The following is a 15,506-nucleotide window of genomic DNA, read 5'->3' as shown; positions in this document are numbered from 1 at the left end:
CTGCGCGGGTGCCCGTCGCCCGCGCCTTGTTTTCATTCCTGTGGAGTTCCCATGGCTCAATTGCCTTCGCTCAAAGCCGCCGCCTGCCATGCCGCGCCGGTGTTTCTCGACAAAACCGCCACCACCGCCAAAGCCCTGAACCTGATGCGTGAAGCGGCAGCCAACGGCGCGGACCTGGTGGTGTTCCCTGAGTCGTACATCCCGGCGTTTCCGGTGTGGGCGGCGTTGTGGGCACCGATCCTCAATCACGACCTGTTCGAGCTGATGGTCGAAAACAGCCTCTACCTCAATGGCCCGGAGATCGTCGCGATACGCGCTGAAGCCAAGCGCCTGGGCGTGTTCGTGTCCATGGGCATCAGTGAGCGCAGTCACGTCAGCATCGGCTGCATCTGGAACAGCAACCTGTTGATCGGGGACGACGGCGCAATCCTCAACCACCATCGCAAGCTGGTGCCGACGTTCTATGAAAAGCTGATCTGGGCACCGGGAGACGGCGAGGGCTTGCGGGTCAGTGACACGCGCATCGGCAAGATCGGGGCGCTGATCTGTGGCGAGAACACCAACCCGTTGGCGCGTTATGCCCTGATGGCCCAGGGCGAGCAGCTGCACATTTCCTGCTGGCCCGCGCTGTGGCCGACCCGTCGGCCGGACACCGGCAGCAACTTCGACAACGTCGCCGCAAACCGCATCCGCGCTGGCGCCCATTCGTTCGAGGCCAAGGCCTTCGGCATTCTGTGCGCCGGTTACATGGACGCCACCATGCGTGATTTCCTGGTGGACCGGGACGCTGACGTGGCGCAGATTCTCGACAACACGCCACGGGGCGCGACCTTGTTCGTCGACCCGACCGGGACCCAGATCGGCGAGATGCTGCAGCAGGAGGAGGGCATTCTGTATGCCGACATCGACCTGAACAAATGCATCGAGCCCAAGCAGTTTCACGACGTGGTGGGGTACTACAACCGTTATGACGTCTTCAATGTCAGCGTCACCCGCAAGCGCGACGAACCCGCCGTATGGAACGACGCCCCGGTTTCCCGGGAGCGGACGTCAAACGGGCTGGGCGAACAGCGGGTCCTTGAGCAACAGGTGTTCGAGGAAGCTGACCGCCGCCTTGACGCGGGGTACGTAGCGTAATTCCCGGTGCACGCTCAGCCACAGGTCGCGGGTGACGTGGATCTCATCGCTCAGTAACCGACGCAGGCCAAAGCGCTGGGCGTCGGCGAAGGCGGGAAGCAGCACGATGCCCGCACCGGCGGCGGCGGCGAACATCTGTGCCAGCATGCTGGTGGACTGGAACACGAGATTGGGTTTTTCCACCGCGTCCTCCAGCCAGCGCACCGCGTCGATCTGGATCAGATCATCGATGTAGCCAACAAACCGATGCTGGGCGAGGGCCTCAGCATTGGCTGGCTCGCCGTACTGTTCCAGGTAGCTGTCGGCGGCGTACAAATGCAGCGAAAACCGGCCCATGTGCTCGGCGTCCAGGCCCTTGCCGTGGGGCTTGAAAAACCCCAGGAACACGTCCGCTTCACGCCGGGTGACATACAGCTGCTGGGTCGAAGTCACCAACTCCACCGTCACCCCGGGGTATTGGCGATTGAACTCCAGCAGCCGACTGCTCAGGTACAGCGAGGCGATGCCCTCCATCGTCCCGATCCGCACCGGCCCCTGAAGCGCCGAAGACTGCTGATCCAGCGAGGCACTCAGCGCCGCGAAACCGTTGTCCATCGATTGCGCCGATTCCAGCAATTGCTGGCCGAAACTGTTGAGCGCCAGTCCCGTGTGGCTGCGCTCGAACAGACTCGCCCCCAAGGTGTATTCCAACTGAGCGATGCGCCGGCTGACCGTGGATTGATCGATGTGCAGCTTGCGTGCAGCCCTGGACAGATTCCCGAGCCTGGCCACCGCCAGGAAAATCCGCAGGTCATCCCAATTGAGTTGATCAAGTGACATTGAATGCGCCGACTGAATGAAGGAGGAGCGGCCTGTTGAAGGCTTGGCTGGGGGTGATGATAACTGGAGTCGTTGGTCTGGAGGGGCTGACGCGGCGTTTCACTCGCGGGCTAGGAAATATGAAAATAAATGTGACGGTAAATGGGGTTTTTCTTATGCAAAACCGGCCACGAAGCCCGTCATTCAAGGGGGCGCTTCACAGCGATGTGTGAAATCAAATGTGAACGCACCTCTGTCCAAAGGCATTTGATCATCCCGTGAATTGATCAATGCAAATCCCGCTAACCCTCAAGACTTGCCCGCCGGAACGCTCGGCTCCACCAGGCTCAGGTGCCAGCCGTCGGCGTCGTGCTGGTAGATGGCGACCAGGTAGCCATTTTCTTTGTGCAACTGACCGTTCTTGCCGGGCACCTTGACTGAAAAGCTGGACACCGAGTAACTGCCGTCGCCTTTGACGTGCACCTCTTTCACCGAGATGGCGTGGCCTTGGGCGCCGGAGGCGAAGCGTTTGACGTAGTCATCGTGCCCGGCGCGGTGACTACTCCTTCACATCCATGAATTCCCGGGCCCAGGCCACGTAGTTTTCAGGCTGGGTGTAGGTGTGGGTCAGTTCGGTCGCGCTCAGGTTCGAGGTGCTGTGGGTGAGCTGGCGCTGGGCCCGGAGGCTGTCGTACGTCGCCTTGATTGCCGCAAAGTACGCGGCATGGCCCGCCACGATCACCCGTACGCCCAGTTTGGCCAGACGCTGGCTGTCGTTGAGCTTGGGGTTGCCGTAGGTTACCAGCATCAGCGGCACGGTGAGCTTTTCCGAAATCTGCTCCAGGTGCTCGAAGTCGTCGATGCCGACGATGCAGATGCCGTCGGCACCGGCTTTTTCATAGGCCATGGTGCGCTTGATGATGTCCTGGACCGGCAGCACCCCGGCGTTGGTCCGGGCAATGATCGACAGCTCAGGATCGACCCGGGCCTCAAGGGCGGCCTTCACTTTGCCGATGCCTTCGTCGATGGTAATCAGGTCGGTGGACTTGCGACCGAATTGCGCTGGCAACAGCGTGTCTTCAATGGTCAGCGCAGCGACACCGGCGCGCTCAAGTTCTTCGACGGTACGCATGACGTTAAGGGCATTGCCGTAGCCGTGATCGGCGTCGGCGATGAAGGGCAACTGGCAGACGCGGCCAATCCGCGTGGCTTGCTCGACGAACTCACTCAAGGTGATGAGGGCGAAGTCTGGCGCGGCCAGGACCTGCAGCGATGCAACCGATCCGCCGAGAATGCCGACCTCGAACCCGAGGTCCGCAGCGATGCGCGCCGACATGGGATCAAACACCGAGGCGGTTTCTACACACGCCTGGGAGGCACACAGTGCTCGGAAATTGCGGCGCAGGGCGCAGTGGGAAATTTTGGGCATGTGGGTTCCTTGTTTCGGCCATCATCGAAGATAACAACAGAAGGTAACAATAAACGTCAATACAGCAGCGCGGCCAGACGCGCAGGCGTGAACCATGCGCTGATGACGCCGCAGTCTTAAAACCGACTGCAGCGATTCTGAAGGAAAACCGCGCGCAACGGGTGAATTCCCCGCCATCGCCTGCGCCTTATTCCCCGCCTTTCATCCTTCGTGCGATCAGGTAGACCCCAAGCCCGACCAGTGCCGTGGCGGCGCCGATATAGCCGGTACTGGTCCACCCCAGTCCTGCGCTGATGGCCATGCCGCCGAACCACGGCCCCAAGGCATTGGCCAGATTGAACGCAGCATGGTTGGACGCCGCCGCCAGACTGGGCGCTTCATGGGCGATGTCCATCAGGCGGATCTGCAGGGGCGCCGCCAGCGCCACCATGGTGCCGACCAGGCCGATCGCCAGCAACAAACTCCACAGCGAAGCGGCCGCAAAGGTGAAGAACAGCAGCACGGCCATGGACCACACCAGCAGGATGCCCACCGCGCGAAACTGCAGGCGGTCGAACAGTTTGCCACCGGCAATGTTGCCGATGATGCCGCCCAGGCCGAAGGCTGCAAGACCAAACGGAATCCACTGCGGCGTCACCTGGGTCACTTCCAGCATGGTCGGCGCCAGGTAACTGAACACGCAGAACATGCCGGCAAAACCGATGGCGCCGATGGCCAGCGCCATCCACACCTGGGGCTTGGTGAACGCGCGCATTTCCTTGCGCGGGTCGCTGCGCGGTTCGTCGCGACGGTCCGGGACGAAACGCCAGACCAACGCGAGGGTGGCGATGGCGATCAGTCCCACCAGGGCAAAGGCCGAACGCCAGCCCCAGAATTGACCGAGAAAGGTCGCGATGGGATTACCCAGCAGCATCGCCAGGGTCAGCCCCATCATCACCCGCGCGACGGCGCCGGCCCGTTTATTGGCCGGGACCATGCTGGACGCCACCACCGCTGCAATACCGAAGTAGGCGCCGTGGGGCAGGCCGCTGATGAAACGGAACGCCATCAGGCTGCCGAACGTGGGGGTAAACGCGGTAGCGAGATTGCCCAGTGCGTAGAGCGCCATCAGCACCAGCAGCATCTGTTTGCGCAACAGCTTGGCGCCGAGGATGGTCAGCAGCGGCGCACCGACCATCACCCCCAGCGCGTAGGCGCTGATGGCATGGCCCACTTGCGGTTCGGTCAAGTGCAGGTTGGTGGCGATGTCGGGCATGAGGCCCATGATGGCGAACTCGCCGGTGCCGATGGCGAAGGCACCCACGGCCATGGCGGCTTCCATTTTCGCGGCGGCGCGTGCGGGCAATATCAGCCCGGGGTTTTGCTGGAGGGACATGCGTCGTTCCGTTCTAGAAATGGCAGGGCAATTGCCGCCGATGCTAATCAAGCAACGGCGAAGGCGTCTAGAACAACTTTGGCGGGGAGAGTTCCGTTTACCCTGACATCCCGCGATGGTAAGCGATCCAGGGTCACGTTAGGATCATGCCCTTTTGCGGAGACGTTCATGTCGGCCCCCGTTTTTGCAGCCGCCCAATGCGCCGTTCAAGCCGGCGATCTCCCGGCCAATGTGGCGCTTCATCTGGCGTTCATGCGCCAGGCCCGGGAGCATGGGGTGACGTTCCTGCTCTTTCCCGAGTTGTCGCTCACCGGCTATGAACCGACCCTGGCTCAGGCGCTGGCGCAGGATATCGGCAGCCCGCTGCTTGCGCCCTTGCGAAGCCTCGCACGAGAAGCCTCAATGACGACGGTGGTGGGGTTGCCCTTGCGTCGAGCCGGTCGTGAAAAACCGCAGATCGCCGCATTCGTGCTCCAGTCCGATGGCGCCCTGGGGGTCTATACCAAGCAGCATCTGCATCCGGGTGAAGACCAGTATTTCAGCGCTGGCGAGGGAGGCGACCTGATGCTCATCGCCGATGTTCCGGTCGCCCTGTCCGTGTGCGCCGATTTCAGCCAGCCGGCTCATGCAGCGAGCGCGGCCGACCATGGCGCACAGGTCTATGCCGCCAGCGTGCTGATCGGTGAAACCGGCTACCCCCACGACAGCGCCTTGTTGCAGCACTACGCCCAGCGCCACGGCATGGCCGTGCTCATGGCCAACCACGGCGGCCCGACGGGCGGATGGGCAGCGGCGGGGCGGAGCGCGTTCTGGGACGAGCAGGGGCAATGCGTGGCTTCCACGGGCGGTGTGGGGGATCGCTTGCTGGTGGTGTCCAGAAAACCGCAGGGGTGGGCCGGGGTGGACGTCTGTCTGAAATAGCCTATTCAGGGTCCCCCGTTAACTGCTGTTCGACCGCCGCTTTATCAATGACCGACCACACATGGGCAATCTTTGCGTCGACGAATTCATAGAAAACGTTCTCGGAAAACTTCACCCGTCTGCCATTGATGGGCAGCCCGAAGAATTCTCCCTTGGGGGTGACGTTAAAGTTCAGGCGGCTGGCGAGGGTGGGGGGGGCTGACACCAGAAGCTGTATGCGGAAGACCAGGTCGGGGATCTCGCGAAAGTCCCTTTCCAGCATCGCACGATAGCCATCAAGGCCGACCGTGGTGCCGTTGTAGGTGACGTCATTGCCGACAAAGTGTCCAAGTTGCTGCCAGTCCTGGCGGTTGAGGCAATCGATGTAGCCGCGGTAGGTGTCGGCCAGTTCGTCTCGTGTCATGTTTGTACCCTCTCTTTTAGTGAAGACACACTACCCGCTCTGTAGGAGCGAATTTATTCGCGAGGCGCCGGTACAGATACTGAAGGTGTGTCGATTGCGAGGCCCTCTCGCGAATGAATTCGCTCCTACAGCGGCCTCGGCGGTTCATGAATCCCGTGCCAGCGGGCCTGTCCGCGAAGGCCCCGTGACACCCGGTGCACTGTTGTCGCCTGGCAGAGCTTTGCGATCACGTTCGCGCCTACAGGATTGATAACCGGTCAGACGCGCATTCCCATCTCCAGGGCGCGCGTTTCGAATCCGAGCTCCCCATACAGGCGAATCGCATGTTCGTTGAAGGTCCACACCGCCAGCCTGATGTCTTCGGCGCCTTGGTCGACTGCCCAGTCGCGGACGTGCTGGATGAGGCCGCGGCCGATACCGTTTCCCCAGAATTGTTCTGCAACGCACACCGAGCCGATGCGGACGAAGGGCAGCGGTTGCAGCAGCGGCCCGGTGCCGGACGAGAGGCTGGCGGTGATGAAGCCCGCCGGGCGCGCACCGATGTGCGCGATGAACACCGCGTGAGCCGGGTCAACCAGGGCATTCATCCAGTGCGGCAGGTCCCGCTGATAGTCGAGCGTCGCAGCAGTGTAGATATCCGGACGGGCCGCGTGATGGATCTTGTTGAGCAGTTGCCCCAGTTCGCAGATTGTCAGGGCGTCGGTTTCATTAGCGGTCCGGTAGCGAATGACGTTGTCCATTGTGTGCAGTGCTCCGTGCGTGGGTGGCCTTCACCGCCGTCTGCTCCAGTGGCGAGCTGAAAATCGTCGTCAGATCATAGAGCATGCGCCTCGGCAGCTCCTACTCGCGTCGTCCGTGCGCCACAACTGTGTGGGTTGACCCGCACCCGTGGGAGCGGACCTGTGCGCGAAGAGGGCGGTACGTCGACACAATTCCATCGGCTGAAACACCGACTTCGCGGGCAAGCCTCGCTCCAACAGTTCCAGATTTCACGTTTGATACATGGCCGTCAGGACGGCGTCGGCGGTGCCCCGCGGAAGGCATCTGCCCCGGTCACCCGCGCCAGTTGCACCGGTTTGCCGATCCGCGCTGATTCGTAGATCGCTTCCATGATGCGTTGGTCCTGCATACCTTCTTCCCCCGGGGTCCAGGGCTTTTTGTTAGTGGCCACGCACTCGGCGAAGTGGTCCATTTCCAGCGCGAACTGGTTTTTCGCTTTGGTGCTGATCTGCTCGATACCCGGCGCGACAAACGCATCGGTGTCCTCGGCGATGCGGCTGCGTTTGAGCTGCAGTCCCTGGTAGGCAAACGCCGGGTCCATGTCCGCCCAGCCCTTGTCGCCCAGTACCCGGTACCGTTTGGAGGTGAAGGTCGCGTAACTGCAGGTGCATTGCACGCGCACGCCGCTGGGGAAGCGCATTTGCCAGAGCATGGCTTCCTCCACTTCATCGAAGCGCGCATCGCCTTCGCTGCTGTACTGGCTGGCGGAGACTTCAACCGGCTCTTCACCCAACAGAAAGCGTGCGGTGTTCAAGCAATACAGGCCAATGTCGGGCAGGGCGCCGCCGCCAGCCAGCGCTTTGACGTGGCGCCATTGACGGACATTGTCCTTGGACTGGTTCTGACAGTTGGCCATGTCGATGAGCTTGATCTTGCCGAGCACCGATTCCCCACGGACCCACGCCATGACTTGCCGGTTAAGCGGTTCGTACTGGATGCGATAGGCGATCATCAGCAACCGGTTGGCCGCCGTGCAGGCGTCGATCATGGCCTGGCAATCGGCAACCGAGGTGGCCATGGGTTTTTCGCACAGCACGTGCTTGCCGGCCTGGGCAGCGCGCACCGTGAACTCCCGGTGCATGGCGTTGGGCAGCACGATGTACACCGCGTGGACGTGGGGGTTGTCGCGCAGCTGATCGAACGTCTGATAGTCGTAAATCGAAGATTCCGGGACGTCATACATGGCCGCGACGCGTTTGGCCTTGTCCCGGTCGCCGCTGACCAGTGCCGTGACCTTGCAGCGCTTGGACGACCCCAGTGCCGGCAGGATTTCCTCCAGGCTCAGGCGACCGAGGCCGACAATGGCGATGCCCAGGCGCCCGTCCTGGCCCAGTTGCACGGGCATGTCGGACTTCTCGGTCTTGTCTTCCTGCATGGCCGGCAGCTTGACGGCGTTGGGCAACGCTTTGGCGGGTGGCGCGGCGGCGGTGCCTGCCGGGGGAGCGGTGGCCGCCTGGACTGATTGGGCGGTCAGGCCCAAGACGCCGACGGCCGCCACGGCGGAGCCAGTCAGGCGCAGGAAACGACGACGTTCGGGGAGGCTTTTGGAATCTTCAGTGTTCATCGGATGATCCTGCCGGGGGGAGTGTGCTTTATAGAAGCGCACGGACCGCCTATCGTTCAGCGCATCTGCCGAGCGTCATGATGTGTGGTTTGCGCTGGCCCACCCGGCTAGAATCCCGCCCCATCAAGCTTCGTCACCCATTCGGGCGCAGCATCGGTGGTTTTGGGAGTGATGATGGTGAGTGCCCGCGCGACGTTTACCGAAGGTTCGGTAGTGCGCCATGTTCTGGTGATGAGCAGCACCAGCGCGTTGAGTCTGCTCGCGGTTTTTCTGGTGGACATCCTGACCCTGGTCTATGTCTCCATGCTCCACACGCCCGTGCTGCTGGCCGCGGTCGGAATCGCCAAAGTCATGATCTTTTTCAACAGCGCCGTGGGCACCGGGTTCATCATTGCGGCGGCGACGGTGCTGTCCGAGCGCATCGGTCACCGGGCGACGAAGGCGTTCTCGCGGCTGACGACCCACCTGATGGTCATGCTGATCGTGGCCTCGGGTCTGCTGGCCGGGTTGCAACTGGCCCTGGTGCCCCAGATCAGCCACTGGCTGGGCGCCGACGCCGCCACTTACGACGCCGCTCAGACGTTCATCTGGCTGACATTGCCGTTCAGCGTGCTGCAGTCGGCCATGCAGATGTCGGCGCAGATTCTGCGGACCACGGGGGACAGCCGCCGGGCCTTATGGGTGGTGCTGTCCGGCGCGGTGACGCTGGCAGTGGCGGACCCGTTCTTCATTTTTGTGCTAGACCTGGGCCTGACCGGCGCGGGACTGGCGTATGCCTTGTCGGCGTGCGTGTCGCTGGCGGTCGGGCTGTACTGGGTGCGCCAGCAGGTGGGCCTGGCGCTGCAGATCCACCTCAAGCTGTTGCGTCTGCACACCGCCCGCACCCTGAAAATCGCGCTGCCCGCGGTGATTGCCAATATGGCGACGCCGGTGGGGCTGGCGTACCTGGTGTCCACCATCGGCACCTACGGCACCTCGGCATTGGCGGCCATGGCGGTATTGGACCGGGTGCTGCAGTTCTGCTATTGCGCGTTTTTCGCGTTGCCGAGTGCCTTGGCCCCGGTGCTGGGGCAGAACATCGGCGCCCGGCGCGATGACCGGGTCAGGTCAGCGATTGCCTTCAGCCGCCGGCTGGTCGTGTCCTACGGTGTGGTGATCTGGGTTTTGTTGATACTGTTGGCCGGTCCCATCGCCGACCTCTATGAACTGGAGGGAATAGGGCGGCAACTGTTCCTGACTTTCTGCCAGGTAGGGGGCGGGCTCTGGGTGCTCATCGGCCTGGACTTCATCGCCATTGCCGTGTTCGTGACGATGGAGCAGTCCTGGCTGGTGGCGGTGTTTGCCTGGGTTCGGGGCACCCTGGGCACGGTGCCGTTCGTGTGGGCCGGCACGCATTTTTTTGGCGGCAGAGGGGCGTTCCCGGGCATGTTGGCCGGCAATGCCGTGATCGCGCTGACCTCGATTTCCCTCGCTGCGGTGATCGCCAACCGCTTTTTTGAACGCAGGGCCAGGCCCATGGGCAGTGGCACACCATGAATCAGGGCAAGTTGGAATCTATGTCAGTCGACGAATCAGGGATCGAATCAGACGCGCTCGACGCGCTCGACGCGCCCAAGCGGCGCCGCGCGCCCAAGGGTGAAATGCGCCGAACCGCGTTGCTGGACGCCGCAACGGTGATCTTCGCCCGGGACGGTTTCTCCAACGCATCAATGAAAGACGTCGCACTGCTGGCGGGGATTACCACGGTGGGCCTGCTGCATCACTTCCCCAATAAAGGCGCGTTGCTCGGCGCGTTGCTGGAACGTCGCGATCAGCGAGTAACGTCGCGGTTCAAGGACTTGACCGTGGAGTTGACTCTGGACGGGTTCATCCGGTTTCTGGAGATGGTCATCGGTTTCAGCGTGGCCGACGCGGCGGAGTGTCAGGCGGCGTTGCTGCTCAATACCGAAAGTCTGTCGCCTGCGCATCCGGCCTGGGCGTGGCACCGGGAACGGTTTCACATGACCCATGCTCACGCACGAGGGCATATAACGGCATTGATCGAGGCGGGGGAGATCAGGGACGATCTGGATGTGACGGCATTGGCCCAGGAGATCTTTTCAGTCATGGACGGTTTGCAGATTCAGTGGCTCAGAAGCCCTGAGGACGTGGACGTGAAAGCGGTATTCGGTCATTACCTGCGGCGGTTGCGCGCAGACATTCAAGCTCGTCCCTGAGCTTGAACGGTTCGGCTTAGTAGCGTTGCGCGGCTGAAACCTGTACCGCTTTACGCAACGGCACGGGCAGCGGGTTGCTGTCGGCCGTGGTGAGGTGTTCGGCGAACAGGGTGATCAGCGTGCGATCCAGCGGCAGGTTTTCCGAGTCCGGACCGACCAGAATCTTGAACTTGCCCGCGTCGACATCCCAGCTGTCGGTCTTCTCGACGTAGTGAGCCAGCGAACGCGAATCGATGGGAATGCTCACTGTCTTGCTTTCGCCCGGTTGCAGGTAAACCTTGGTGAAGCCCTTGAGTTCTTTCTCGGGACGATCAACCGAAGGCGCTGCGGGGTGGACGTAGAGCTGCGCCACTTCGAAGCCTGCCTTGTCGCCGGTGTTGGTCACCTTGAACGTGACGTCGATGGTGTTGCCCGGCGCCAGCACGTTGGTCGACAGCTTCAGGTCGCTGTAGCCGAACGTGGTGTACGACAGACCAAAGCCGAACGGATACAGCGGCTTCGCATGCTTCTTGTCATACCCGCGATAGCCCATGTACAGGCCTTCGCTGTAGGTCATTTCAGTCAGTGCGTTGTCGCCACGGTAAGCCGACGGGTCCGGGTAGGACGCATAGCTTGGGTTGTCTTCAATCTTCTTGTCGACGGTGATCGGCAGTTTGCCCGATGGATTGACCTTGCCGAACAGGATCTCGGCCAGGGCTTGACCGGCTTGCTGACCCGGGAACCAGGCCTGCAACGATGCGCCGACCTTGGTGGCCCACGGCTGCATGTCCGGAACGCCACCGCCGTGCATGACCACGATGGTATTAGGGTTGGCCTTGGTGGCGAAGCTGATCAGCTCAGCCTGTTGGTCAGGCATTTCGAAGCCATGGTCCGCGGCTTCGCCTTCATGCTCGTTGCTGGTGCCGGTGGCGATAACCACGGCATCGTATTTCGCCAGGTCCTTGGGTGGACGCAATGACGCCCAGCTCATCTGCACGCCCGCCAGGCCGCCCAGTGCCGGGGTGAAGTTGCTGCCGCTGCGGCTGTATTCAAGCTTCACGGTGTACGGCTTGCCGGCCACCAGTGCCGGGGTTTTACCCGAGGTGGTCAGGGCGTTCACGACATCCGGTGAAAACTGGACACCGTCGCTTTGCAGCACCAGCTCATCGTTGATCCACAGCTTGTACGGGCCGTCTGCGCGCACTTTGAACACGTGGGCGCCGGAGATCGTTGGCTTGATCACGGAGGTGAAGCGGGCCGAGAACGCGCCAGCGGTCGGTGTGAAACCGGACACGGTGGTGTTGCCGGCGTCAGTTTCGTTGGTGCTGGTGGTCCAGTTCAGGTTGACGCCGGGCTCGACACGGGTCAGCGCGGGGCTGCCGGAGAAGCTGGCATTGGCGTAGTACTCGGCCTTCACGCCGGCGTTGCTGACGGTGCTGTTGCCCGTGGTGGGCTGGTACCAGGCCGCGGTTTTCGCGTTCAGGCTCATTTCCGGCAGGAACGTGACATTCGTGCTGTTGGAGGCCAGTTGCTGCAAGCCGCTCAGTTCCGTCACGTAGCTGTCAGGCGGCGCGTTGGCGGTACCGAAGGGCGAGCCTGGCGCGTCGTAGGCCCAGTTGCCGATGACCGCGATCTTCGCCGACTTGGCCAGTGGCAACAGTGGTTTGCCTGCCGTGGTGTTGGCGTTGCGCAACAGTACAATGCCTTCCCGTGCGGTGTTCAACGCAGCGCGCTGGCCATACTCGGGGTGGTCCAGGGTCTGGGCGGTGTTCATGTTGTCTTGCAGGTCATAGCTGACGACGGCGCGCAGGTTGCGCTTGACCTTGTCATCGATGACGTTCTGGGTCAGTTGCCCGCTCCAGATCAGCGGCAGCAGGTTGGCCTCGGTGAATTGCAGGCCCGACGGCATGTCCAGGTCAGTGCCTGCCCATGCGCCCTTGAACGGATCGTGGACCGCGTTGAAGTCGCTGATCACGTTGCCCTGGAAGCCCCATTCGCCTTTGAGCACTTCGGTAATCAGGTGATGGTTTTCGCAGGCGTAGTCGCCGTTGATCTTGTTGAAGCCGCACATGATCGACGCCACGTTGGCGTTCTTGACCATCGACTCGAAGCCCGGCAGATACAGTTCGCGCAGGGTCCGTTCGTCCACCTTGACGTTGAGGCCCTGGCGATTGGCTTCCTGTTCGTTGGCCAGGTAATGCTTGCCGCTGGCCTGGATGCCTTGCGCCTGGATCGCGTTGACGATGGCGGGGGCGAGCACGGCGCCGAGGAACGGGTCTTCGCCGCTCACATACTCGGCGGCACGGCCGTTGTACGGGGTGCGGTACAGGTTGACGCCCGGGGAGAGCATCTGTTGCCCGCCCGAGATGCGGGTTTCATAGGCGATCGCCAGACCGAATTCCTTGGCGCGGTTGATGCTCCAGGTCGCGGCAATGGCGGGCTGCGACGGGTATTGCGCGCCGAAGGTCTTGTTGTTGACGTGCACGCCCATGGAGGAATCGTAGGCGACGGTGCCCTTGATGCCCCACTTGAGCAGCGACGGGACCATGTGGCCGTCGTTGACGCGGGTGAAGTTGATCTTTTCCGACTGGCTCATGTTGTCCAGGATGGAACTGACGCGTGCTTCAACTGCGTTGCCCGTGGCGGGGGTGACAGTCGCGGCCAGGGCGACGTTGGCCTGCACGACGCTGAAGGCCAGCAGGCTCAGGGCCATGGTGTGTTTCAAAGCTGACAAGGGCAGCGTCCTCTGTGGTCGGGTGCGCGCAGGCAGGCCGACGGGGTCGTGAAGGGTGTTCATGGTTTCTGCACCTGGGCAGGGGCGTCCCCGGTGTCGACCGGCGCATCCAGCAGAGCCGATGAAGCGTTGGCTTTGGCGGTCGGCGTGGTGACTTTGTCGACGCCGGAGATCTGATCCCGCTTGGCCTCGACTTGAGCGCGAGTGTCCTGGCCGGCTGATGAAGTGCCCGCCGCGAGGGCGCAGACGCTATAAGCGCCAATGGATAACGCACAGAAAAAAGACAACGTGAGTCTAGTCATCGATTGGATCTCGACTGAAGAGGTAGCAAGTTAATGAGTCAACAAAAGTGCCTGGGGAGTCAGGGCGGTTGTTAAGTCCGGAGAATCTACCCATAAGTTCAGCGTTTGAACATTTATTTATTTATTATCGATTTGCGCGAGAAATATAGTGGGTTTTTCGTGCGGAGAGGCGACAGCGGTATTCGCTTTTGAAATCAAAATACCGCATTTAAAGCAATTTATCGTCTCATAACGCCTATAAATCAGTATGAGTCGGCTATTTGTGATTCATAAAAGCTATTTTCATGACATCAGTAAACCTAATTGCAGTTAGGTTTAGTAATCTGGTAAGCTTCACGGCGGGCCCGGCCAGAGACGTTTCAATATCGGCTTTTATGATTGTCCCGATACATTTATTGGCGCCATTAGTTAGTGGGATGTTGTGCTCTTATTTTTAAATTTTGCTCATGAAAATCTGACTCATTAACTTCTTTACATAGCCCGTTGAAAGTTTCCCGTCCGCGGTTCATTGCATCGCTGTGTGCACGCGAGACTCGAAGCGGATTGTCGTGGTGCTGGCTTTTGATTCTGGCCGAAGGCCGTAGGAGCGCGGCTTGTCCCGCGATGGGCTCCTACAGCGAGTGCATGGGGGAGAGGTATTGATGGGGGCTAAACGGGCTGCGTCATCCCTGGCACGTCCATGTTGATCCGGCGCCAGGCGGCTTCGGCAAAGCTGTAGACCGAGAACGCGATCAGCCCCAGCGCCATCACCATCAACACGAACGCGCCGGCGGGCAGGTTTTGCAGCGCATTCAGCGCATCCTTCATGCCCGGTGGGTGCATGGCCTGATAGCTTGAACCGCTGATGGCCAGCAGTACGGCGATCTCGATGAACACCACGCCGCGCGCCATCAGGCCGAACCGTGAGACCGGGCGCACGTACTTCATCACCTCTTCATCCGCTTCGAAATACTTCTCGAACGACGCTTTCCAGCCTTTGATCAGGTGAGCAATGCCCACGCCCAGCGGAACGAGGGCGATGACGTAGACCAGCAGGTTCGAATACGGCCAGGACAAGATGTAGGCCAGTAAGTCTTCAGTCTTACCGCCGCCCGACCCGCCGGAAGATTTGAGGCCGCTGATCAGCAGGCCCAGCGCAAAAAATGCCAGGGCGCCGTTGACCACACCCCCTGCCAGCAGGCCTGCGCGAATTACCAGGCCTTTGAATTCCCGTCCGTGATGGTCGACATCACGGGTGGCCTGCAAAAAGCGCCAGGCGGCAAACGCCAGCAGACCGGCTACCACCAACCCCACCAGCACGTAGCCCAGCGGCTGGCTGAGCAAAGCTACCAGCCCGCTGTGGCTGTCTTTGGGCCGGGTTGAATCCTGAGCGGCCAGCAGCGCAAAGATGCCCATGATCAGATAAATAACGCCACGTGCGGCATAGCCACTGCGGGCAAGCAGCACAAGGCTGTGGTTCGGGGACATGTCTAGCTCCGGAAGAAGTAATAGACAAGCAGACCCGATGCGGCGCGAGGGGTTCGATGGTTTCGTCCAGAGCAAAGCGCTGGTGGGGGTTGCAGAGGGCTGAGGAGTGCTTATGGCCCATGCAGCCAAGCTGATATGATCCGCGCACTTGCACATTGCGTAGAACACACCATGAACCGTCGTAAAAAGCTCAATCAGATCCTGAGAACCAACGCCAAGAAGGCCAGCGCCAAACTGGCGCCAGCCAGCAAGAACCGCTACGTCAGCAAGGCGGACCGGGCAAAGCTGGCCGAGGAGGCCGTTGCCGACGATCAAGGTGGGAACGCACCGGGCGCCGTGCACACCCCTGTAGGAGCGCGCTTGCCCGCGAAACCCAAGTGACAGGCGATCAAATGCACCCG

Annotated in this window: 15 protein-coding genes; 5 read left to right on the top strand and 10 right to left on the bottom strand. The window is 61.5% G+C overall.

Going from position 1 to position 15,506, the window contains the following annotated elements; genetic code table 11:
• Positions 1-51: 51 nt before the first annotated feature.
• Positions 52-1,137: a carbon-nitrogen hydrolase family protein gene (locus ABQX22_RS05995; protein WP_349797485.1), complete on the top strand. Its 1,086-nt coding sequence runs from the start codon at positions 52-54 to the stop codon at positions 1,135-1,137.
• On the opposite strand, the gene ABQX22_RS05990 is transcribed toward ABQX22_RS05995, so the two are convergent.
• The 4 genes from ABQX22_RS05990 to ABQX22_RS05975 form a co-directional block, all read right to left on the bottom strand.
• Positions 1,051-1,956, bottom strand: a complete 906-nt coding sequence (locus tag ABQX22_RS05990) for a LysR family transcriptional regulator (RefSeq protein ID WP_349797483.1) — start codon at positions 1,954-1,956, stop codon at positions 1,051-1,053. The two genes, ABQX22_RS05995 and ABQX22_RS05990, sit on opposite strands and share 87 nt — an antisense overlap.
• Positions 1,957-2,244: 288 nt before the next feature.
• Positions 2,245-2,427, bottom strand: a complete 183-nt coding sequence (locus tag ABQX22_RS05985; RefSeq protein WP_349797481.1) for a hypothetical protein — start codon at positions 2,425-2,427, stop codon at positions 2,245-2,247.
• 67 nt (positions 2,428-2,494) lie between these two features.
• The gene (locus ABQX22_RS05980; RefSeq protein ID WP_349797479.1) at positions 2,495-3,364 is read right to left on the bottom strand and encodes an isocitrate lyase/PEP mutase family protein; all 870 of its coding nucleotides are present in this window, start codon (positions 3,362-3,364) and stop codon (positions 2,495-2,497) included.
• Between the two features lie 187 nt (positions 3,365-3,551).
• Positions 3,552-4,685 carry an MFS transporter gene (locus ABQX22_RS05975; protein WP_349797535.1) on the bottom strand — a complete coding sequence of 378 codons (1,134 nt, stop codon included), beginning with the start codon at positions 4,683-4,685 and terminating at the stop codon, positions 3,552-3,554.
• A 222-nt stretch (positions 4,686-4,907) separates the two neighbouring features.
• On the opposite strand from ABQX22_RS05975, the gene ABQX22_RS05970 reads away from it, so the two are divergent.
• The gene (locus ABQX22_RS05970) at positions 4,908-5,660 is read left to right on the top strand and encodes a carbon-nitrogen hydrolase family protein (RefSeq protein ID WP_349797477.1); all 753 of its coding nucleotides are present in this window, start codon (positions 4,908-4,910) and stop codon (positions 5,658-5,660) included.
• 1 nt (position 5,661) lies between these two features.
• Here the strand turns inward: ABQX22_RS05970 and ABQX22_RS05965 are convergent, their stop codons facing one another.
• The 3 genes from ABQX22_RS05965 to ABQX22_RS05955 all read right to left on the bottom strand — a co-directional run bounded on the left by ABQX22_RS05965 (position 5,662) and on the right by ABQX22_RS05955 (position 8,407).
• Entirely contained in the window at positions 5,662-6,063 is a 402-nt protein-coding gene (locus tag ABQX22_RS05965; protein ID WP_349797475.1) for an ester cyclase, read from the bottom strand.
• Between the two features lie 257 nt (positions 6,064-6,320).
• Positions 6,321-6,803, bottom strand: coding sequence for a GNAT family N-acetyltransferase (locus tag ABQX22_RS05960; RefSeq protein ID WP_349797473.1), 483 nt, complete (start codon positions 6,801-6,803; stop codon positions 6,321-6,323).
• Positions 6,804-7,072: 269 nt separating this feature from the next.
• Complete coding sequence (locus tag ABQX22_RS05955) at positions 7,073-8,407, bottom strand: Gfo/Idh/MocA family protein (protein WP_349797471.1); 1,335 nt, start codon at positions 8,405-8,407, stop codon at positions 7,073-7,075.
• A gap of 174 nt (positions 8,408-8,581) precedes the next feature.
• Here ABQX22_RS05955 and ABQX22_RS05950 point away from each other — a divergent pair, with 174 nt between their 5' ends.
• Positions 8,582-9,943 carry an MATE family efflux transporter gene (locus tag ABQX22_RS05950; RefSeq protein WP_349797469.1) on the top strand — a complete coding sequence of 454 codons (1,362 nt, stop codon included), beginning with the start codon at positions 8,582-8,584 and terminating at the stop codon, positions 9,941-9,943.
• A 20-nt stretch (positions 9,944-9,963) separates the two neighbouring features.
• On the top strand, positions 9,964-10,623 hold the full coding sequence (locus tag ABQX22_RS05945) for a TetR/AcrR family transcriptional regulator (RefSeq protein ID WP_349797468.1): 660 nt from the start codon (positions 9,964-9,966) through the stop codon (positions 10,621-10,623).
• A gap of 16 nt (positions 10,624-10,639) precedes the next feature.
• Here the strand turns inward: ABQX22_RS05945 and ABQX22_RS05940 are convergent, their stop codons facing one another.
• From ABQX22_RS05940 to ABQX22_RS05930, 3 genes are all read right to left on the bottom strand, one after another.
• On the bottom strand, positions 10,640-13,399 hold the full coding sequence (locus tag ABQX22_RS05940; protein WP_349797466.1) for a glycoside hydrolase family 3 protein: 2,760 nt from the start codon (positions 13,397-13,399) through the stop codon (positions 10,640-10,642).
• Positions 13,396-13,638 (bottom strand): hypothetical protein, encoded by a 243-nt coding sequence (locus ABQX22_RS05935; protein ID WP_349797464.1) that lies wholly within the window; start codon positions 13,636-13,638, stop codon positions 13,396-13,398. The genes ABQX22_RS05940 and ABQX22_RS05935 overlap by 4 nt, the downstream gene beginning before the upstream one ends.
• Positions 13,639-14,286: 648 nt before the next feature.
• Entirely contained in the window at positions 14,287-15,105 is an 819-nt protein-coding gene (locus tag ABQX22_RS05930) for a DUF1206 domain-containing protein (protein ID WP_349797462.1), read from the bottom strand.
• 171 nt (positions 15,106-15,276) lie between these two features.
• Between ABQX22_RS05930 and ABQX22_RS05925 the strand changes: the two genes are divergently transcribed.
• Positions 15,277-15,486, top strand: a complete 210-nt coding sequence (locus ABQX22_RS05925; RefSeq protein ID WP_349797460.1) for a DUF2986 domain-containing protein — start codon at positions 15,277-15,279, stop codon at positions 15,484-15,486.
• The last annotated feature ends 20 nt before the right edge of the window (positions 15,487-15,506 follow it).

Source organism: Xanthomonas sp. WHRI 1810A (genome assembly GCF_040202885.1).
GTDB lineage: Bacteria > Pseudomonadota > Gammaproteobacteria > Pseudomonadales > Pseudomonadaceae > Aquipseudomonas.
The sequence above is the reverse complement of the archived record's forward strand: the minus strand, read 5'-3'. Positions and strand labels throughout refer to the sequence as shown.